18 protein-coding genes and 1 tRNA gene are annotated in these 18,421 nt (G+C 73.4%); 9 read left to right on the top strand and 10 right to left on the bottom strand.

The window, feature by feature from the left end; translation table 11 throughout:
- Positions 1 to 18: 18 nt before the first annotated feature.
- From KPF22_RS01675 to KPF22_RS01655, 5 genes are all read right to left on the bottom strand, one after another.
- The gene (locus KPF22_RS01675) at positions 19 to 1,488 is read right to left on the bottom strand and encodes a penicillin-binding protein 2 (RefSeq protein WP_208820405.1); all 1,470 of its coding nucleotides are present in this window, start codon (positions 1,486 to 1,488) and stop codon (positions 19 to 21) included.
- Positions 1,485 to 2,972, bottom strand: a complete 1,488-nt coding sequence (locus tag KPF22_RS01670) for an FtsW/RodA/SpoVE family cell cycle protein (RefSeq protein ID WP_083474438.1) — start codon at positions 2,970 to 2,972, stop codon at positions 1,485 to 1,487. The genes KPF22_RS01675 and KPF22_RS01670 overlap by 4 nt, the downstream gene beginning before the upstream one ends.
- Positions 2,972 to 4,312 (bottom strand): PP2C family serine/threonine-protein phosphatase, encoded by a 1,341-nt coding sequence (locus tag KPF22_RS01665; RefSeq protein ID WP_062399101.1) that lies wholly within the window; start codon positions 4,310 to 4,312, stop codon positions 2,972 to 2,974. The genes KPF22_RS01670 and KPF22_RS01665 overlap by 1 nt, the downstream gene beginning before the upstream one ends.
- Before the next feature lie 134 nt (positions 4,313 to 4,446).
- Positions 4,447 to 4,920, bottom strand: a complete 474-nt coding sequence (locus tag KPF22_RS01660; RefSeq protein WP_062399103.1) for an FHA domain-containing protein — start codon at positions 4,918 to 4,920, stop codon at positions 4,447 to 4,449.
- Positions 4,921 to 5,032: 112 nt separating this feature from the next.
- Positions 5,033 to 6,364: a DUF3662 and FHA domain-containing protein gene (locus KPF22_RS01655; protein WP_224401021.1), complete on the bottom strand. Its 1,332-nt coding sequence runs from the start codon at positions 6,362 to 6,364 to the stop codon at positions 5,033 to 5,035.
- Positions 6,365 to 6,627: 263 nt separating this feature from the next.
- On the opposite strand from KPF22_RS01655, the gene KPF22_RS01650 reads away from it, so the two are divergent.
- Positions 6,628 to 6,713 (top strand) — tRNA-Leu (locus KPF22_RS01650).
- A gap of 139 nt (positions 6,714 to 6,852) precedes the next feature.
- Here the strand turns inward: KPF22_RS01650 and KPF22_RS01645 are convergent.
- Entirely contained in the window at positions 6,853 to 7,479 is a 627-nt protein-coding gene (locus tag KPF22_RS01645; protein WP_224401020.1) for a uridine kinase, read from the bottom strand.
- A 51-nt stretch (positions 7,480 to 7,530) separates the two neighbouring features.
- Between KPF22_RS01645 and KPF22_RS01640 the strand changes: the two genes are divergently transcribed.
- From KPF22_RS01640 to KPF22_RS01620, 5 genes are read left to right on the top strand one after another with little or no spacing between them, the layout of a single operon-like run.
- Entirely contained in the window at positions 7,531 to 8,313 is a 783-nt protein-coding gene (locus tag KPF22_RS01640; RefSeq protein ID WP_208820399.1) for an IclR family transcriptional regulator, read from the top strand.
- 18 nt (positions 8,314 to 8,331) lie between these two features.
- A complete protein-coding gene (locus tag KPF22_RS01635; protein ID WP_208820397.1) occupies positions 8,332 to 9,111 on the top strand; it encodes an enoyl-CoA hydratase/isomerase family protein in 780 nt (259 codons plus the stop codon).
- A gap of 60 nt (positions 9,112 to 9,171) precedes the next feature.
- A complete protein-coding gene (locus KPF22_RS01630; RefSeq protein ID WP_224401019.1) occupies positions 9,172 to 10,314 on the top strand; it encodes a 5-methyltetrahydropteroyltriglutamate--homocysteine S-methyltransferase in 1,143 nt (380 codons plus the stop codon).
- A gap of 17 nt (positions 10,315 to 10,331) precedes the next feature.
- Entirely contained in the window at positions 10,332 to 10,673 is a 342-nt protein-coding gene (locus KPF22_RS01625; protein ID WP_208820393.1) for a TfoX/Sxy family protein, read from the top strand.
- Between the two features lie 32 nt (positions 10,674 to 10,705).
- Positions 10,706 to 11,458, top strand: a complete 753-nt coding sequence (locus tag KPF22_RS01620; RefSeq protein ID WP_224401018.1) for a class I SAM-dependent methyltransferase — start codon at positions 10,706 to 10,708, stop codon at positions 11,456 to 11,458.
- Between the two features lie 140 nt (positions 11,459 to 11,598).
- Here the strand turns inward: KPF22_RS01620 and KPF22_RS01615 are convergent, their stop codons facing one another.
- The 3 genes from KPF22_RS01615 to KPF22_RS01605 form a co-directional block, all read right to left on the bottom strand.
- Complete coding sequence (locus KPF22_RS01615) at positions 11,599 to 12,342, bottom strand: iron-sulfur cluster assembly protein (RefSeq protein ID WP_062399118.1); 744 nt, start codon at positions 12,340 to 12,342, stop codon at positions 11,599 to 11,601.
- Positions 12,339 to 13,406 carry an amidohydrolase family protein gene (locus KPF22_RS01610; protein ID WP_073573747.1) on the bottom strand — a complete coding sequence of 356 codons (1,068 nt, stop codon included), beginning with the start codon at positions 13,404 to 13,406 and terminating at the stop codon, positions 12,339 to 12,341. Before KPF22_RS01610 ends, KPF22_RS01615 begins: the two co-directional genes overlap by 4 nt.
- Positions 13,407 to 13,489: 83 nt before the next feature.
- Positions 13,490 to 14,518 carry an NAD(P)-dependent alcohol dehydrogenase gene (locus KPF22_RS01605; protein WP_208820389.1) on the bottom strand — a complete coding sequence of 343 codons (1,029 nt, stop codon included), beginning with the start codon at positions 14,516 to 14,518 and terminating at the stop codon, positions 13,490 to 13,492.
- Between the two features lie 188 nt (positions 14,519 to 14,706).
- Between KPF22_RS01605 and KPF22_RS01600 the strand changes: the two genes are divergently transcribed.
- Genes KPF22_RS01600 through KPF22_RS01590 form a run of 3 tightly spaced genes read left to right on the top strand, consistent with a single transcriptional unit; the run spans position 14,707 to position 17,305 of the window.
- The gene (locus tag KPF22_RS01600; protein ID WP_083474440.1) at positions 14,707 to 15,162 is read left to right on the top strand and encodes a DUF4442 domain-containing protein; all 456 of its coding nucleotides are present in this window, start codon (positions 14,707 to 14,709) and stop codon (positions 15,160 to 15,162) included.
- A gap of 26 nt (positions 15,163 to 15,188) precedes the next feature.
- The gene (locus tag KPF22_RS01595) at positions 15,189 to 15,848 is read left to right on the top strand and encodes an SDR family oxidoreductase (protein ID WP_161152049.1); all 660 of its coding nucleotides are present in this window, start codon (positions 15,189 to 15,191) and stop codon (positions 15,846 to 15,848) included.
- A gap of 53 nt (positions 15,849 to 15,901) precedes the next feature.
- On the top strand, positions 15,902 to 17,305 hold the full coding sequence (locus KPF22_RS01590; RefSeq protein ID WP_208820387.1) for an NAD(P)/FAD-dependent oxidoreductase: 1,404 nt from the start codon (positions 15,902 to 15,904) through the stop codon (positions 17,303 to 17,305).
- 78 nt (positions 17,306 to 17,383) lie between these two features.
- Here KPF22_RS01590 and KPF22_RS01585 read toward each other — a convergent pair whose 3' ends face one another.
- Positions 17,384 to 18,271, bottom strand: coding sequence for a DUF6474 family protein (locus KPF22_RS01585; protein ID WP_208820385.1), 888 nt, complete (start codon positions 18,269 to 18,271; stop codon positions 17,384 to 17,386).
- Positions 18,272 to 18,421 lie beyond the last annotated feature (150 nt).

The following is an 18,421-nucleotide window of genomic DNA, read 5'->3' as shown; positions in this document are numbered from 1 at the left end:
GGGCCGGGTCCCGCGGGCTCACTGCGCGTCCCGCAGCGCCTCGGCGATCACGGCCCGCCCGATCGGGGCCGCGACCGAGCCACCGGTCGCCTCGAGTGCCCGGTCGCCGCCGTTCTCGACGAGCACCGCCACCGCGACCTTGGGGTTGTCGGCCGGTGCGAACGCCACGTACCAGGCGTGCGGCGGGGTGTTCTTCGGGTCGGTGCCGTGCTCGGCGGTACCGGTCTTCGACGCGATCTGGACGCCGGTGATCTTGCCGCCGCCCGAGGTCCGGTCCTCCGAGCCGACCATCAGGTCGGTCATCGTGCGGGCCACGTCGGCCGGCATCGACCGCGACATCCGGTCCGGGTCGGTGGTGTCGACGACGTCCAGGGTCTGGCTCTGGATCTCCTTGACCAGGTGCGGGGCCATCGTCTGGCCGCCGTTGGCGATCGAGGCGCCGATCATCGCCAGCTGCATCGGGGTCAGCCGGACGTCGCGCTGCCCGATCGCGGACTGCTGGGTCGAGGGGGTGTCGGCCATCGGGCCGACCTGCGACGCCGTGACGGGCATCGGGATCTGCAGGTCGGTGCGTCCGATGCCGAACGCCTCGGCCTGGGCACGGAGCTTGTCCGGGCCGAGCTCCCCGCCGAGCTGGGCGAACGCGGTGTTGCAGGATCGCGCCAGCGCCTCGCGCAGCGACGCCGTCGCCCCGCCGCCGCAGGCCGAGCCGTTGTAGTTCTCCAGGGTGGTCGTGGAGTCGGCCAGCTGGATGTTGCGGGCGGCCGTGAGCTGGCTGTCCGGGGTGTAGCCGTTCTGCAGGGCGGCCGCGGTGGTGACGAGCTTGAACGTCGAGCCGGGCGGCTCGATCTCGTTGATCGCCCGGTTGGTCATCGGGTCCGGGTCGGCGGCGCCGTAGCGCTTCCACGCCTCCTGCTGCTGCGCCGGGTCCGGCGAGGCCAGCGGGTTCGGGTCGAACGACGGCGTCGAGGCCATCGCCAGGATCTCCCCGGTCTGCGGCACCAGCGCGACGACGGCGCCGGTGTACCCGCGGGAGGCCAGCCCGTCGTAGGCGGCGCGCTGCACCTCGGGGTCGATGGTGGTCACCACGTTGCCGCCCGCCGGGTCCCGGCCGGTGATGAGGTCCGACAGCCTGCGCACGAACAGCCGGTCGTCGGTGCCGTTGAGCACCTCGTCGGTGGACCGCTCGAGTGCGGTCTTGCCGTACACGGTCGACAGGAAGCCGGTGACCGGCGCGAACATCTCGCCCTGCGGGTACTGGCGGGCGAACCGCAGCCGGCCGTCGCTCTCGACGCTCTGCGCGAGGACCTGCCCGCCGGCGACGATCTGGCCGCGCTGACGCGAGTACTCGTCGATCTGCGAGCGCTGGTTGCGGGAGTCGTCCCGGTACTGGCCGGCCATGACCACCTGCACGTAGGTGATGTTGCCGAGCAGGACCACGATCATCACCATCACGGCGAGTGCCACGCGGCGGACCGGGCGGTTCACGTCTCGCTCCTCTGGGCCGCGGTGTCGGCGCGGTTGTCGTCACGGGTGTCGGAACGGCCCGTCCCGGGACGCTGGACGAGCTCGGTGCTGGCCTCGGCGATCGGCGCCCGCGGCTTCGCGGGCCGGACGGGAAGCGGTGCCCTGGCCACGTGCGAGATCCGCAGCAGGATCGCCACCAGCACGTAGTTCGCCAGCAGCGACGAGCCGCCGTAGGACAGGAACGGGAGTGTCAGACCGGTCAACGGGATCAGCTTCGTCACCCCGCCGATGACGACGAAGATCTGCAGCGCCACCGAGAACGACAGCCCGGTCGCGAGCAGCTTGCCGTAGGAGTCGCGCACGGCCAGCGCCGACCGCAGCCCACGGGTGATGAGCACCAGGTAGACCAGCAGGATCGCGGCCAGCCCGATCAGCCCGAGCTCCTCGCCGAGCGAGGAGAAGATGAAGTCGGACTCGGCGAAGGGCACGATGTCCGGCCGCCCGGCACCCAGCCCGGTCCCGCCGACGCCGCCGGTGCCGAGCCCGAACAGCGCCTGCGCGAGCTGGTAGCCGCCGCCGCTGAAGTCGGCGAACGGGTCCAGCCAGATCCGCACGCGGGTCTGGACGTGGTCGAACAGGTTGTAGGCGACGACGGCACCGCCGGAGAACGCCAGCAGCCCGATCACCATCCACGACACGCGTTCGGTCGCGGTGTAGAGCAGGACCAGGACCAGGCCGAAGATCAGCAGCGAGCTGCCGAGGTCGCGCTGGAGCACGAGCACGCCGACCGACAGCCCCCAGGCGACGAGCAGCGGCGCCAGGTCACGGGCGCGGGGCAGCTCCATGCCCAGGAAGCGGCGGCCCGCGGTGGAGAGCAGGTTGCGCTTCTGGACCAGGTAGGCCGCGAAGAAGATGATCAGCAGGATCTTGGAGAACTCGCCGGGCTGGATGCCGGGGCCGCCGGGGATGCGGATCCAGAGCTTGGCCCCGTTGACCTCGGAGATCGACGACGGCAGGAACGCCGGGATCGCCAGGAAGACCAGGCCGACGAAGCCGGCGGTGTAGCCGTAGCGGGCCAGTGTGCGGTGGTCCCGGAGGAAGAACAGCACCAGCGCGAACAACGCCAGGCCGGCGACGGTCCAGGTGACCTGGGCGCCGATCAGCCCGCTCGGCACCGGGCTCCCGGTGGCCTCCGCGCGGGCGGCCTTGGCCAGGTCGAGCCGGTGGATCATCACCAGGCCGATGCCGTTGAGCAGCGCGACCGACGGCAGGATCAGCGGGTCGGCGTAGGGCGCGAGGAAGCGCACCGCCACGTGCGCACCCGCGAACAGCACGAGGTACGCCAGACCCACCCACAACAGGTCGGTCGTCAGCGACTGCTCCTGGTTCGCCTCCACCAGCACCAGCGCACCGGTCGTGAGCACGGCGGCCAGGCCCAGCATCAACAGCTCGATGCCGCGGCCGGTGGGCGTGGTCGGCTCCGCAGCGGAGCTGCCCGTGGCCATCAGCCGTCGAGCCGGCAGTTCCGGCCCGGCTCGGGGGTCGCGGTCGGCAGCGGGGTCGTCGTCACCGGCGGGGCGCCGGGTACCTGGACGACCGCGGGCGGCTGCGGCGGGTTCAGCGTGGAGCAGAGCGGGAGCATGCGCTCCCGCAGCCGGTCGACGGTCTCCCGGGCACCGGTCTCGCCCTCGTCGGAGACGATGCCGTCGGTGACCTGGCTGCGGACCGCCTGCGGCAGGTCGTCGAGGCCGATGTCGGTGGACTCGGCCACCCGTTGCAACGGGACACCGAGCACGTTGCCGCGCACACCCTGGTAGATCGCGACCTGGTTCTGGTCGACGGCCACGTAGTACTGCTGCAGCACCAGCGCCCGGGCGACGAACACGCCCGCCACGAGCACCACGAGCACGCCCAGCAGGGCGAGCACCGGGCGCAGACCGCGCCGGCGGCGCGGCTCCTCCGCGGCAGCGGGCTCCAGCCGCACCGGCTCGGTACGGGGCAGCGTGGTGGCCGCGGCGCGCTGCGCCGAGGAGTGCGGGGTCCGCTCGTCGTGGCGGTAGTCGCCGTCGCCGGCGCGGGGGTTGCGGCCCGCGGAGCCCCCGATGATCGGGGCGTCGTCGGCGTAGTCGACGTCCACGACGTCGGCGACGATGCAGGTGATGTTGTCCGGCCCGCCGCCGCGCAGCGCCAGCTCGATCATGCGGTCGGCGCACTCGCGCGGGTCGGCGTAGTCGGTCAGGGTGTCGTGCAGCGTCTCGTCGCTGACCGGACCGGACAGGCCGTCGGAGCACAGCAGGAAGCGGTCCCCGGCGCGGGCCTCGCGGATCGACAGCGACGGGTCGACGTCCTGCCCGGTGATGGCGCGCAGCAGCAGCGACCGCTGCGGGTGCGTGTGCGCCTCCTCCTCGGTGATCCGGCCCTCGTCGATCAGCGACTGGACGAACGTGTCGTCCTTCGTGATCTGGGCGAACTCGCCGTCCCGCAGCAGGTAGCAGCGCGAGTCGCCGACGTGGACCATGCCCAGGCGCGAGCCCGCGAACAGGATCGCGGTCAGCGTGGTGCCCATGCCCTCGAGGTCGGGGGCCTCGGCCACGTGGCGGGAGATCGCCTCGTTGCCGTCGTGGGTCGCCTCGCGGAGTTCGGCGAGCAGGTCGTCGCCGGGTACGTCGTCGTCGAGCGGGGCCAGTGCGGAGATCACCAGGGACGAGGCGACCTCGCCCGCGGCGTGACCGCCCATGCCGTCGGCGAGGGCGAGCAGGCGGGGGCCCGCGTAGACGGCGTCCTGGTTGTTCTGCCGGACCAGTCCGCGGTCACTGCGGGCCGAGTAACGCAGCACCAGTGTCACGGGGCGGCTCCGGCTTCGGTCGGGGCACGTCGGGCGGATCCCGCGCCGCGGGACCGGTCGGACGGCCGCGGCACCGGGGGAGCGGTCGGTCGCGCCGGGCTCACGGTCGGTACCTCATGGTCGGTCCGTGTCCGTCACGATCGCAGCTCGATCACCGTCTTGCCGATGCGGACCGGTGTCCCCAGCGGGACCCGGGTGGGCCCGGTGACCTTATTACGTTCCAGATAGGTGCCGTTCGTCGACCCGAGATCCTCGACGTACCAGTCGTCACCCTGCTGCGAGATGCGTGCGTGCCGGGTGGAGGCGTAGTCGTCGTCGAGCTTGAGGGTCGAGTCGTCGGCGCGGCCGATCAGGATCGGCCGGGAGTCGAGCGTGATGCGGCTGCCGGCCAGCGGACCCTGGGTGACGAGGAGCTGGCGGGCCACCTTGCCGCGGCCACCGCCGCGGACCCTGGCGGCCCGTCCGCCGCCCGCGCGGCCGGGTGCGGCCGTCCGGAGACCGGACGCGGCGTAGAGGTCGGAGCGGACCACCTGGAGTGCGAGCAGGACGAACAGCCACAGGAGGGCGAGGAAGCCGCCCCGGGTCAGTTGCAGTACCAGTTCCGGCACGTCGTCCTACTCGCCCTTCTCGTGTTGCTGCACGCTCCGCCCGCCCGGTGGTTCACCGGGCGGGCGGGGACGCACCGCTGTCGCTGCGCGGACTCCGCTCCGCGGGTGTGGCTCAGCCCTGGGTGCGGAACACCAGGCTGGAGTGACCCACGCGGATCACGTCGCCGTCGGTCAGCTGGCAGGACTGCACCGGGGAGTTGTTCACCGTGGTGCCGTTGGTCGAACCCAGGTCGTTCAGGGTCGCGACCTGGCCGTCCCAGGTGACCTCCAGGTGCCGGCGGGACACGCCGGTGTCCGGGAGCCGGAACTGGGAGTCCTGGCCGCGGCCGATGACGTGGGTGCCCTCGGCCAGCTGGTAGTTGCGGTTCGACCCGTCGTCCAGGATCAGCATCGCGGTCAGCTGCGCCGGAGCGCCCCAGCCGCCCTGGCCACCGTAACCCTGGCCGTCGTAGCCCTGGTCGTAGCCGCCCTGCTGGTAGCCCGGCTGGGCGTAGCCCTGCTGCTGGCCGTAGCCGCCGTCGTAGCCCTGCTCGTAGCCACCCTGCTGCGGGTAGCCGGGCTGGGCGTAGCCCTGGGGCTGGCCGTAGCCGCCCTGCTGGGGCTGGCCGTAGCCGTCGTAGCCCTGCTCGTAGCCCTGCTGGGGGTAGCCGCCCTGCTGCGGCTGGCCGTAGCCCTGCTGGCCGTACTGGTCGTAGCCGCCCTGCGGGGGCTGGCCGTAGCCGCCCTGCTGGCCGTAGCCCTGCTGCTGACCGTACTGGTCGTAGCCGGGCTGCTGCTGGTCGTAGCCGGGCTGCTGGCCGTAGCCCTGCTGGGGCTGGCCGTACTGGTCGTAGCCGGGCTGGCCGTAGCCGCCCTGCTGCTGCCCGTACTGGTCGTACCCGCCCTGCTGCTGCTGGCCGTAGCCGCCCTGCTGCTCCTGGTCGTACCCCTGAGGCGCGTAGGTCTGCTGGCCGTACCCGCCGGGTGCGCCCCGGTCGTATCCGTACTGCCCGTTCTCCTCGGGGTGGCCCGGTTGCTGGCTCATGGGTGCTTCTCCTGCGGTGCGTGCTCGGTTGGCGGCCCGACGGGAAGCGTCGGGGTCGACAGCGGAGCGGGTGCGGAATTGTCCCGTGTGCAGCGCCTCGGAGCGCTCCAGAAAGACTACGACCTCACCGTAGGTGTCCCAGCCCTGGTCGGTGAGTTCCTTCGCCACGTGCGACGAGAGGGATCGGACGACCCCGTCCTCGTCGCCCGCCATCCGGTCGAGATCGCTGGGGCTGAGCAGAACGGTGTACCGGTTGGGCGCCAGCTGGCGACCTCCGGCGAGCTGCTCGACGTTGTCCTCGGCTTCCCTCAGCAGTGCCTGTGCGACTTCCTGTGGGACGACACTGCCCCCGAAGACCCGCGCGAAGGCGTCGCCCACGAACCCCTGAAGTCGGCGCTCGAAGCGGTCCACGCGGCCCAAAAGATCTCCTCCATCCGCATCGGCGTGTCGGTGATGTGCGACCGATCGTATCTGTGTTATCCGCCGGGCACGGCGGGGCCCGGCACGAGCGGGCGACCGGCCCCGCGGTGCCACCGACGTGCTCCCCTCCGATCTACCCGGCCCGGAGCCGCGGCGCATCCCGGTGTCCCACCCGCCACGACCCCCTCCAGCTGGTGATCGACGGGCAGGGGACCCCCCTGCGAACGGCTGCCGAGCGGGGTGCTAACTTTCTCGTGTCGCTCGGGCGAGTGGCGGAATGGCAGACGCGCACGGTTCAGGTCCGTGTGTCCGAAAGGACGTGAGGGTTCAACTCCCTCCTCGCCCACCATCTCCCCTCATCGGGGATTCTCCCCCTCCGGCGGTCACCACCGCCATCGCGAGATCGGTTCCGGGTGTAGCCCGATCCGGTCTCGCTTTTCGTTTTCCCGGGCTCCGGCCACGCTCCGTGCCCGGACGCCGTGCGCCGATCAGGCGTCCCGCAGCGCCGGGCGGTCGGGATGGTCGGCCATCACGAGCACATCGGCGAACGAACCGGGGTCGCCCTCGCTCTCGTAGCGGGCGTACGCGGCGGCCGTCCAGGCGTCGTCGGGGGGCAGCATGCGGCGCAGCGCGGCCCCGCCGACGCGCAGGTGCACGGTCAGCTCGGCGGCCAGGCCCCGGCCCAGCAGCCGCCCGCCGGCGAGCAGCACCACCCCGTCCGGCCCCAGCGGCACCGGCTCGTCGCGGTAGGCACGGTCGCGCACCGTGTCGCGCAGCCGGGGCAGCACCAGGCCGCTGCCGCCGGGACCCATCGGGGCGAGGACCTCGCGGCGCAGCGCGGGCTCGTCGAGCCAGCCGTCGAGGAACATGTCCGGGTCGGTGCGGCCGAGCTCCAGGCGGACCGACGCCGGTCGCAGGAAGTCGTCGGCGTCCACCGCCAGGGCCGGTCGCCCGCCGGAGCGCAGCCGCTCCGCGACCGCCCGGGCCAGCTCCAGCGGGGCCGCGGGCGGGGCGCCGTCGACGAGCACGCGCACCCGCCCCGGCGGCTCCCCGGCGCGTTCCGCCAGGTGTGCCGCGAGCCCCGCCCGGTCGACGGGCCGGAACGCCCCTGCCATGTCGTCCTCCCGGTCCTGGCGTGCCCTCGGTCCCGCAGCGACACTAGGCGGATGGTCGGCGACGGCGCGGGGGCGGTGCTGCGCCGAGCGCTGCGGGTCCTCGAGGCGGTCGCCGAGGCGGGTGACGGGGTCAGCGCCAAGGCCCTCGCCCGCCGCCTGGAGCTGCCGTTGCCGACGGCGTACCGGTTGCTGGGGACGCTCGTCGAGGAGGGCTACCTGGTCCGGCTGCACGCCGAGCGCGGGTACGGGCTGGGCTACCGCGTCGTCGGGCTGTACCGGGGGATGACCGACCCGATCGTGCCGCCCGCCCCGGCCCGGGAGGTGCTCGCCGAGCTGCACACCACGGCCCGCGCGGCGGTGGTGCTGGCCGTGCTGCGGTCCGACGACGTCGTCGTCGCCCACACCGAGACCTGTGCGGCGCACCCGGGGCCGGGCGCGGTGACCGGGGAACCGCTGCCCGCGCACGCGACCGCGCCGGGCAAGGCACTGCTCGCCGGGCTCGACGCCGGACGGCTGGCCGACGTCCTCGGCGTCGGGCACGGGCCGCTGGCGCCGCTGACCCCGCACACCCTCACCGACCGGCGGCTGCTCGACCGCGACCTGCTGCGGGTCCGCTCGGCGGGGGTCGCGGTGGAGGTGGAGGAGCACGCCCGCGGCCGGGCCGGGCTCGCGGTCGCGGTGCCGCACCCGGGCGGCGGCGCCGCGCTGTCGGTCGTCGTCAGCCGGGCGGACTTCACCGGGCGCCGCTGGGAGCTCGAACGCGCGGTGCGCGAGGCCGCGGTCCCGCTGGCCCGGCACCTGGCCGCGGCGCCGGGGGTCGCCGCGTCCGGCTGAGCCCGCCAGGATGGCCCGATGGCCGACGGGGTGCGCTACGAACGCGACGGACACGTCGTGACGATCACCTACGACCGCCCGGAGAAGCGCAACGCGATCGACGGGGACATGCGGCGCGCGATCAACGCCGCCTGGGACCGCTTCCGCACCGACGACGAGGCGTGGGTCGCGATCGTGACCGGCCAGGGGCCTGCGTTCTGTGCCGGGGCGGACACGCGCTCGACCACCGGCAGCCCGGCGGGCGACTTCCCGGGCAGCTTCTTCGAGCGGCCGACGGTGAACTCGCTGGAGAGCGGCTGGGAGATCTTCAAGCCGATCGTCGCCGCGGTGAACGGACCCGCCGTCGGCTACGGCGTCACGCTGCTGACCTGGTGCGACTTCGTGATCGCCTCGGACCGCGCCACCTTCTCCTTCCCGGAGGCCCGGCTGGGCGTCCCGACGATCGTCGGTGCGCTGCGGCTGCCCCGGATGATCGACCGGCAGTACGCGATGGAGCTGCTGCTCACCGGCGAGACGATCGACGCGCGGCGGGCGCACGAGATCGGCCTCGCCGGGTGGGTCGTGCCGCACGAGGAGCTGGGCGACGCCGCCCGGGACCTCGCCCGGCGGCTCACCGCGGGGGCGCCGCTGGCCCAGCGCGCGATCAAGGAGATGGCGGTGCGCGGGCCGGAGATGGGCACCACGGAGGCGATCCGGTTCGGCGAGACGCTGCGGAAGGTCGTCGCGACCACCGAGGACGCGGCGGAAGGTGCCGCCGCGGCCCGGGACAAGCGGTCCCCGCACTGGCGTGCGCGATAGACCTTCCATTCTCCGGAAGTGACGTCGGCGGACATGCGGACACGGCGATACGTTCGCCCGATGCCGGAGAAGACAGTGGAGTCGCTCGTCCGCACCGTCCCGCCGTTCCGGGCCGACCACGTCGGCTCACTGCTGCGGCCGCCCGCCCTGCTCGCCGCCCGGGAGCGGCACGCCGCGGGCGAGCTCGACGCCGCGGGCCTGCGCGCGGCCGAGGACGCCGCGATCACCGACGTCGTCGCGCTGCAGGAGTCGGTCGGCCTGCGCTCGGCCACCGACGGCGAGTTCCGCCGCACCTCCTGGCACATGGACTTCATCTACGCCCTCGGCGGCGTCACGAAGACCTCCGGCCGGGTCGAGGTCGCGATGCGCAACGCGGCGGGCCAGAACAACTTCACCTCCGCCGGGATGGCCGTCGACAGCCGGGTGCACCTCGACGAACCCGTCTTCGCCTCGGCGTTCGAGTACCTGGCCGCGCAGGTCACCACGGCGACCCCGAAGCTCACGATCCCCTCGCCGAGCATGGTCTACGCCCGCGGCGGCCGGTCGGTCATCTCCGGCGAGGTCTACCCCGACGTCGAGGAGTTCTGGTCCGACCTGTCGACCGCCTACGCCGACCAGCTCCGCGCGATGTACGACCGCGGCTGCCGCTACCTGCAGCTCGACGACACCGCGCTGGCCTACCTGAACGACCCGGCGCACCGCGCGCAGCTGTCCGAGAAGGGTGACGACCCGGAGACCCAGCACCTGCGCTACATCCGCCAGATCAACGCCGCGATCGCCGACCGGCCGTCGGACATGTACGTCACCACCCACATGTGCCGGGGCAACTACCGGTCGTCGTGGGCCGCGGAGGGCGGCTACGACCACGTCGCCGAGGCGCTGTTCGGCACGCTGGGCGTCGACGGCTTCTTCTGCGAGTTCGACGACGAGCGCTCCGGCGGGTTCGCCCCGCTGCGGTTCGTCCCGAAGGGCAAGCAGGTGGTGCTCGGGCTGGTCACGACCAAGTCCGGGGCGCTGGAGGACCCGGACGGGCTCAAGCGCCGGATCGACGAGGCGGCGCGGTACGTGCCGCTGGACCAGCTGTGCCTGTCGCCGCAGTGCGGGTTCTCCTCCACCGTCGAGGGCAACGAGCTCACCGTCGACGACCAGAAGCGCAAGCTGGAGCTGATCGTCTCGGTCGCCGAGGACGTCTGGGGCCGCTGAGGGCCATACTCGCCCGGGTGGCCTACGACGAGGGTCTCGCCGCCCGTCTGCGCAGCCTGCTCGCGGACCGGCCGGTGACCGAGAAGAAGATGTTCGGCGGGCTCGCCTTCCTGGTCGACGGGCACATGGCCGTCGCCGCGAGCGGACGTGGCGGGCTGCTCGTGCGGGTGGCCGCGGACCGCTCCGCGGAGCTGCTGGAGCGCCCGCGGACCGAGCGGATGGTGATGGGCGGCCGCGAGATGGCCGGCTGGCTGTGGGTGACCGGCGAGCCCGACGTCGACGACCTCGACGGCCCGGAGCTCGCCGGCTGGGTCGCCGAGGCGGTCGCGGTCGTGGAGAAGCTCCCACCGAAGCGGTGACCGCGGCACCGCGCCGGACTAGCGTCGGAGCCGTGAGCACCGCTGCCGCGTCCCCGCTGTCCGACCGTGTCCTGGCGGGCGCCGGCCCGGGCTCGCGGCTGCTGGACGTCGGCTGCGGGGCGGGACGGCTGCTCGCCGACGCGGCCGCCGCCGGGCTGGCCGTCACCGGCGTGGACACCGAACCTCGCGCGCTCGCCGCGGCGGAGCGGGCCGCGCCCGGGGCGGACCTGCGGGTCGCCGACGCCCACGAGCTGCCCTTCGCCGATGACGCGTTCGACCTGGTCACGCTGGTGCAGGTGCTGGAGCACCTCCCGAACCCGGTGCTCGCGCTGCGCGGGGCGGGCCGGGTGTGCGCGCCGGGCGGCGCGGTGCGGGCCACGGTCTGGGGCACCCCCGACGAGTGCGACGCCGCCGTCATCGGCGCGGCACTCGCCCCGCTCACCGGGGCCGCGCCCGCGCCGCCGCAGAACAACCCCGGGCCCGACCGCAGCGGCGTCGGTGCGCCCCCGCTGACCGATCCGCGGCGGCTGACCCGGCTGGCGGAGCTGGCCGGGCTCGTGGTGCGGGAGGTCGCCGTCGTCCGGGTCCCGGTGGTGCACCCCGACCCGGACGACCTCGTCGCCGGGGTGCTGGCGTCCGGGCCGGGGCGGCACGCGGCACGCCACGCCGGCCCCGCCGCCGTCCGCGCCGCCCTGCTGGCCGCCCTGGCCCCCTTCGCGCACGGGGACGGCTACCGCCTCACCGACACCGTCCGCGTCCTGGACGCCGGTCCTCCCGCGCGCTGATCCGCGGTTCGCGCGTGCCGTGACACGCGCGGACTGCGGGGATGCGCGCGGACTCCGGATCAGCGCGCGGACTCGGGGCGTGCACACGTCCGGGCCGCGTCCCTCGGTGAGGGGCGCGGCCCGGAGGTGGCGTGCGGTGGTCAGCGGCCGGCGGTCGCCGCCGTCCGGCCGGTCTCGTAGCGGATCTTGAGCAGGCCCTTGCAGTACTCCCCGTTGGTCTCGATCCCGACCCGCTGCAACCGCGCGCGACGCAGGTGCAGCGGGACCTGCTCGACGGTCACCGCGGTGCCGTCGGAGTGGACCAGCAGCGGTGCGTCGTCGCCGGCGGGCAGGCCGATCGCCCTGCGGCGGGTCCGCATCCGGGTCAGCTCCTCGGTGTCGGCCTCGGTCCCGACCAGCTCGCCGAGCGTCAGCCCGGCCAGCTCGTCGGGTCCCCGGCCGGCGTCGACGAGCGGGCGGGCCACCCGGTCCTGGCCGGCCAGCGCGGCCTTGGCCAGGAACGTGTGCCGCAGCTCGTCGAGCTCGGCCGCGGCCTGCCCGTTGATCGAGCCCTCGAAGGACTTGACGAACCCGGCGTGCGCCGCGACCCCGCCGTTGATCTCGTCGGAGGCGTGGTGGTCGGCCAGCGTCACCTCCGCCCTCGTCACTCCCGGTACCGCGGTCACCGCGTCGTAGGCGTCGGCGACCATCAGGAACGAGAAGTTCGGAGCGCAGAAGAACGTCGGCAGCCGGAGCCCGACGACGACCTCACCGGCAGGCGAGACCGACCACGACTCGACGAAGTCGAGCTCGGTGATCGGCTCGTCCAGCTCCGGGTCGAGCACCGTCCCCAGCGCGGACCACACGGCCTGCCGGAGCGGGCTCTCAGCAGGCCGCGGGGTCACGCCTGCGCCCCCGCCTTGTTGTCGACGAGCTCCTCACCCGGGGCCATGGCCTCGTCGGCCGTGGTGTCGGGCAGCCGGCAGTCGGCCGGGACCTCGAGGTCGTAGAGCTTCGCGGCGTTGAGGCCCAGGATCTTCTTCTTCGACGCGGTGGTGAGGCGCGGGTAGTCGGCGAACTGGTCGTCGTCGGGCATCTGCCAGTCGACCAGGCCCTCGACCTGCCACTTCGGCGTCCAGATGTTGTAGTCGCTGCCGAAGGTCATCTTGTCCTCGCCGACCCAGAACAGCAGCTCGCCCATCACCTTGGCGAAGAACTTCGGGCGGGCGTGCATCAGGCCGCCGACGACGACCGACAGGCCGGCGTAGACGTTGGGCTCCTGCACCGCCATGAAGCAGAAGTCCTCGATGCGCGGCAGGCCGACGTGCTCGACGATGAAGTTCAGGCCCTGGAAGTCGGTGGCCGCGTGGTCGACGTCGGCGACGTCGAACGCGTCCTTGTCGAGCGGCCAGATCGTCGGGCCCTTGTGGACGTGGACGTTCTTGATGCCCAGCTCCTGGGCCCGCTCCAGGAAGCGGTAGCACTCCGGGTCGGTGAGCTTGAAGCCGCGGGAGCTGCCGTTCCACTCCGCGGTGTAGAGCTTCACGCCCTTGTGCTTGTACTTCGCGCAGTCCGCCTCGAACTGCTTCATGCCCTCGTCGCCGTCACGCGGGTCGAAGCGCCCGTTGACGATGATCCGGTCGCCCCACTTCTCCAGCAGCGCCGCGTTCTGGTCGGCGGTGTTGAAGCCGTTCTTGTACCACTCCTTGAGGTAGGTCGACTGGAAGATCGAGTAGTCGACGTGGCCCTCGATGAAGACGTCGCGCTCGAAGTCGTCCTGCGAGACCTTGAGGTAGTGCTCCCAGTCCCAGTGGGTCTCGGGCGGGCCGAGCTGGTGGTAGCCGTAGAAGCAGTCGATCCAGCCCTTGGCGTACTGCTCGCGACCCTCGACCCAGTTCTCCCGGGAGGCGTCCCAGAAGTGGCTGTGGGAGTCGACGATGAAGTACTTCTCGCCGTCCTTCTCGTACATGTGGTTCCTCCTGCGTCAGCAGCTCTGCTGATCGGTGGTGGGTCAGGGAAAGAACGTTCGTCCTGTACGTACGTATGACTGGGTTACGGAACGAGGATCGCCCGGCCACGGACCTTGCCCGCGTCCAGGTCGTGCAGGGCCTCCAGCGCCTGGTCGAGCTTGTACTGGACCGTGTGCAGGGTGACCTTTCCGGCCTGCGCCAGGACCATGAGCTCGGCGAGGTCGTTGTAGGTCCCGACGATGTTGCCGATGATGTTCTTCTCGCCGGCGACGAAGTCGAGGGTGGGGGCGGAGAGGTTGCCGCCGTAGCCGAGGACGAAGTTGTAGCCGGCCGGGCCGGTCATCGCCCAGGCGTCGTTCTCCGCGCCCTGCTCGGCGACGAAGTCGAAGACCACCGTGGCGCCGCCACCGGTGAGCTCCTGGACGGCCTCGACCTGGTTCCCGTCGGCGACGACGGTCTCCTCCGCGCCGATCTGCTTCGCCAGCTCGAGCGCGTCCGGGTTCTTGTCGACGACGATGATCTTGGTTGCGGTGAGCGCGGCAAGCGCCTGGATGCCGATGTGGCCGAGCCCGCCCGCGCCCTGCACGACCGCGGTCGTGCCCGGGTACAGGAACGGCACCGCCTTGCGGACCGCGTGGTAGGCGGTGATGCCCGCATCGGCGAGTGCGGCGACGTCGGCCGGGTTGGTGTCCGGGTTCAGCTTCACGCAGGACCGCGCGGTGGTGCGCAGGTACTCGGCCATGCCGCCGTCGTTGTTCGACAGGCCGGGGAAGAACGCGTCCCCGGTGCACTGCATGTCGCGCCCGTAGCGGCACATGGTGCACAGCCCGCACGACGGCTGCGGGTGCAGGATGACGGTGTCGCCGACCCGCACGTTCGTGACGCCGTCGCCGACCGCGTGCACCCAGCCCGCGTTCTCGTGGCCGATCACGTACGGCAGGTCGGGGTTCTGGATGTCGGCCCAGTCCCCGTCGATGATGTGGAGGTCGGTGCGGCACACGCCGGCACCGCCGATCTTGACGATGACGTCGAGCGGACCCTGGATCGTCGGTTCCGGGATGTCGTCGATCCGGGGGTCCTGCTTGTACGCGTGCACCCGCACGGCCTTCACTGGCGGTACCTCCGAGCCTCGGACGCGCGGCGTTGCGCATCGTGGTGGTGGGACTTGGTGTGCCTGCTGTCACACCGATCTCAACCCCGTTGTGCACGACGGACAAGGGGGTTCGTTCTCGCACAGCGAGAATCGTGAGGAAACGGGCGTCGCTTTCCTCGGAGGTTACCGACGAGTAGGGTCGGGTCATGGCTGATGACGCGAGCTGGGTGGCCGACGCGATGACGCAGGCGGTGCCGTGGGTGGGCACCGCCGGGATCACCTTCGGATCGATCACGACCGACCGGGTCGAGGCGTTCCTCCCCGACCGGTCCGACCAGCACAACCACGTCGGCGGGCCGCACGCCGCGGTCATGTTCGGACTGGGCGAGACCGCGTCCGGCGCGGTCGGCCTGGCCGCGTTCGCCTCGGCCGGGGACCGGGCCGTGCCGCTGGTCGTCCGGTCCGAGATCCGCTACCTCAAGCTCGCCAAGGGAGATCTCCGCGCCGAGGCGGTGCTGACCCGTCCGGCCGGTGAGGTGCTCGCCGAGCTCGACGCCGGGACGCGCCCGGAGTTCACCGTCGACGTCACCATCACCGACGCCCAGGGTGTGCAGACCGGGGCCATGACGATCGTCTGGACGCTCAAGCCGAACAGGCGGTGAGCAGCCGTCCGGCCTAGCGTGGCCGCATGGACGTGGTGATCGCCGGAGGACACGGACAGATCGCGCTGCGACTGTCCACACTGCTCACGGGTCAGGGACACACGGTGCGCTCGATCGTGCGCAACCCCGACCACACCGACGACGTGGCGGCCACCGGGGCGAGCCCGGTCGTGGCGGACCTGGAGAAGATCTCCGCGACGGACCTCGCAGGGCATCTGACCGGCGCCGACGCCGTCGTCTTCGCTGCGGGGGCCGGGCCGGGCAGCGGGGTGGAGCGCAAGGAGACCGTCGACCGCGACGGCGCCGTGCTGCTCGCCGACGCCGCCGCGACCGCCGGGATCCGCCGTTACGTGCTGATCTCCTCGACCGGGGTGGACGCCGAGCCGGACCCCGAGCGCGGCGAGGTCTGGGCCGCCTACATCCGCGCGAAGAAGGCCGCCGAGGAGGCGGTCCGCGCCGACGGCCGGCTCGACGCGACGATCCTGCGCCCGGGGAGGCTCACGAACGACCCGGGCACCGGCCGGGTGGTGCTGGCCCCGCCGCCGGTGGAGTACGGCGACGTGACCCGCGACGACACCGCCGCGACCGTCGCCGCGCTGCTCACGGCTCCGCAGTCGGCGGGCCTGACCCTCGAGCTGCGCGGTGGCGACACCGAGCTGGGGGACGCGGTCGCCGCCCTGGGGTGACAGTCCGGCGCCGGGGTGACATGGGACGGCCCCGGAGCGGGAAGCTCGGTGCCATGAGCGAGCAGAGCTACGACGTCGTCGTGATCGGGGCGGGCCCGGTCGGTGAGAACGCCGCGGGCTACGCGGTGGACGCCGGCCTGTCCGCGGTGCTGGTGGAGGCCGAGCTCCTCGGCGGGGAGTGCTCGTACTGGGCGTGCATCCCGTCGAAGGCGTTGCTGCGCACCCCGCAGGCCGTCGCCGACGCCCGGCGGCTGCCCGGCGTGCGGGCCGAGTTCGACCCGGCGAAGGTCCTCGAACGCCGCACGACGTTCACCTCCGACTGGGACGACAGCGGCCAGGTGCGGTGGGCCGAGGGCGCCGGTGCCGCGGTGCTGCGCGGCCGGGGCCGGCTGGCCGGGGAGAAGCGCGTCGTCGTGACCGCGGCCGACGGCACCGAGACCGTGGTGACCGCGCGCCACGCCGTCGTCGTCGCGACCGGCAGCGTGCCGGTCGTCCCGCACGTCGCGGGGCTGGACACGGTCGAGTACTGGGGCTCGCGCGAGGCGACCTCGGCGAGGGAGGTCCCGCGCCGGCTCGGCGTGCTCGGCGGCGGCGTCGTCGGCTGCGAGATGGCGCTGGCCCACGCCCGGCTGGGCGCGCAGGTCACGCTGTTCAACCACGGCGACCGGGTGCTGCCGGGCGCGGAGCCGCAGGCGTCCGAGCGGGTCGCGGCCGGGCTGCGGGAGGCCGGCGTCGACGTGCGGCTGGGCACCGGCCTGGACGAGGTGCGCCGGAGCGGGGACGCGACGGTGCTGGTCGGCGGCGGGGACGAGGTCGAGGTGGACCGGCTGCTCGTCGCGACCGGGCGTCGTCCGGCCACCGACGGGCTCGACCTCGGCTCGGCCGGGGTGGGCCTCGGGCGGCGCGGGGAGATCGCCGTCGACGACTCGGGGCTCGCAGCGGGGGACTGGCTCTACGCCGTCGGCGACGTCAACGGGCGGGCCCCGCTCACCCACCAGGGCAAGTACCAGGCCCGGATCGCCGCGCACGCGATCGCCGCGCGCGCCGCGGGCCGCCCGCTCGACGACACCCCCTGGGGCGAGGACGCGGCGACCGCCGACCACCACGCGGTGCCCCAGGTCGTGTTCACCGACCCCGAGGTCGCCTGGGTGGGCCGGACCGCCGCGACCGCCCGCGCCGAGGGGCTCGACGTGCGGGTGGTCGACATGGACATCGCCGTCGCCGGGTCCTCACTCACCGCGGACGACTGGTCCGGCCGGGTGGTCGCCGTCGTCGACCCGCGGCGTGAGGTGCTGCTCGGGGTCACGTTCGTCGGGCCCGGGGTCGCCGAGCTGCTGCACGCGGCGACGGTCGCCGTGGTCGGTGAGGTGCCGCTGGCCCGGCTGTGGCACGCCGTGCCCGCGTTCCCCACGATCAGCGAGGTGTGGCTGCGGCTGCTGGAGACCTACCGCGCGTAGCGCAGGCGGAGCGCGCATCGGTACCGCGCGGGCTGAGCGTCGCCGTGGGCCCGGCCGGTGCCGGGCCCACGGAGCGGGTCAGGAGCGGACGCCCAGGTGGTCGAGCAGGCGGACCTCGATGCGGTCCAGGTCCGCGGACACCGTGCGGTACGCGGCCTTGCGGCGGGCGGCCGGCATGTTCTCCGCGGCCCGGACGGCGGCGGCGAGGTCGTGCAGCCGCGGCTCGGTCTCGTCGGCGAACCGCTTCGCCGCCTGGTCGCGCTCGACGGTCCCGTCCTCGCGCAGCTCGGTGATGGTGCGCGCGATCCGGGACAGCCGTGCGTGCAGCCGTCCGCCGGGGCCGGAGTAGCCGCCCAGCTCGTCCGGGGACACGCCGAGCCGGCGGGAACGGTGGTCGTCGAGGCGGTGGCGCAGCGACCCGGCCGCGGCCATCGCGTACGGCGCCAGCAGCGGCGCGACGATCTTCGCCACGCCCAGGTACCGCTGGACCTTCTTGGCGTTCCACTCGCGGGCGGCGCGGTCCCGCTCGGCCTGCTTGGCGGCCAGGTTCTCGCTCTTGAGCCTGCCCTTCTCCGCGGCGCGCGCGGCCTTCGCCTCGGCCTTGCGGGCGCCCGCGTCGGCCTTCGCCGCCGCCTTGGCGACCTTCCGGTCGGCCGAGCGGGCCTTGAGGTCGGCCGAGCTCAGCAGGCTGTTCGCGGTGGCGGTGCCCTCGCCGACGGCGCGACGCGTGCTGCGCGCGGCCCGGCGGCCGGCCTTCTCCGCCCGCCGCGACGCCGCCTCGGCCTTCTTCCGGGCCTTCACCGCGCGCTGGTGCAGCTTCTCGGCGGCCTTGTCGGCGGTCTCGCGGGTGTACTCGAGGGTCTGGACCGTGGCCGACTGCACCCGTTCCGACGCATCGACCGCCGCCTCCCTGGTCGCCGCCGCGGCGCGCTCGCCCGCGCTCGGCTTCCTGCGCAGCAGTCCCATGTCGTGTCCTCCCGGGTCGGCTCGGCAGATGATCGCCGTGTCGACGCAGCCTAGGGCCCCGCCCACCGCGCGCGCAGGACCGACACCACCCGGGTGGGGGAACGGGGCGTCACGCGGATCCGTTCCTGTCGGGGGTGGTCTCTACCCTCG

Source organism: Pseudonocardia sp. ICBG1034, assembly GCF_020131375.1.
In the GTDB taxonomy this organism is placed as follows: Bacteria; Actinomycetota; Actinomycetes; order Mycobacteriales; family Pseudonocardiaceae; genus Pseudonocardia; species Pseudonocardia alni.
This window is presented reverse-complemented; position numbering and strand designations above follow the sequence as displayed.

Bases quoted from the DNA above. Each gene is read 5' to 3' on its own strand.
- KPF22_RS01670 (WP_083474438.1), bottom strand. From the start codon at position 2,972: ATGGCCACGGGCAGCTCCGCTGCGGAGCCGACCACGCCCACCGGCCGC.
- KPF22_RS01645 (WP_224401020.1), bottom strand. From the start codon at position 7,479: ATGGCAGGGGCGTTCCGGCCCGTCGACCGGGCGGGGCTCGCGGCACAC.
- KPF22_RS01640 (WP_208820399.1), top strand. From the start codon at position 7,531: ATGGTCGGCGACGGCGCGGGGGCGGTGCTGCGCCGAGCGCTGCGGGTC.
- KPF22_RS01635 (WP_208820397.1), top strand. From the start codon at position 8,332: ATGGCCGACGGGGTGCGCTACGAACGCGACGGACACGTCGTGACGATC.
- KPF22_RS01630 (WP_224401019.1), top strand. From the start codon at position 9,172: ATGCCGGAGAAGACAGTGGAGTCGCTCGTCCGCACCGTCCCGCCGTTC.
- KPF22_RS01610 (WP_073573747.1), bottom strand. From the start codon at position 13,406: ATGTACGAGAAGGACGGCGAGAAGTACTTCATCGTCGACTCCCACAGC.
- KPF22_RS01600 (WP_083474440.1), top strand. From the start codon at position 14,707: ATGGCTGATGACGCGAGCTGGGTGGCCGACGCGATGACGCAGGCGGTG.
- KPF22_RS01595 (WP_161152049.1), top strand. From the start codon at position 15,189: ATGGACGTGGTGATCGCCGGAGGACACGGACAGATCGCGCTGCGACTG.
- KPF22_RS01590 (WP_208820387.1), top strand. From the start codon at position 15,902: ATGAGCGAGCAGAGCTACGACGTCGTCGTGATCGGGGCGGGCCCGGTC.
- KPF22_RS01585 (WP_208820385.1), bottom strand. From the start codon at position 18,271: ATGGGACTGCTGCGCAGGAAGCCGAGCGCGGGCGAGCGCGCCGCGGCG.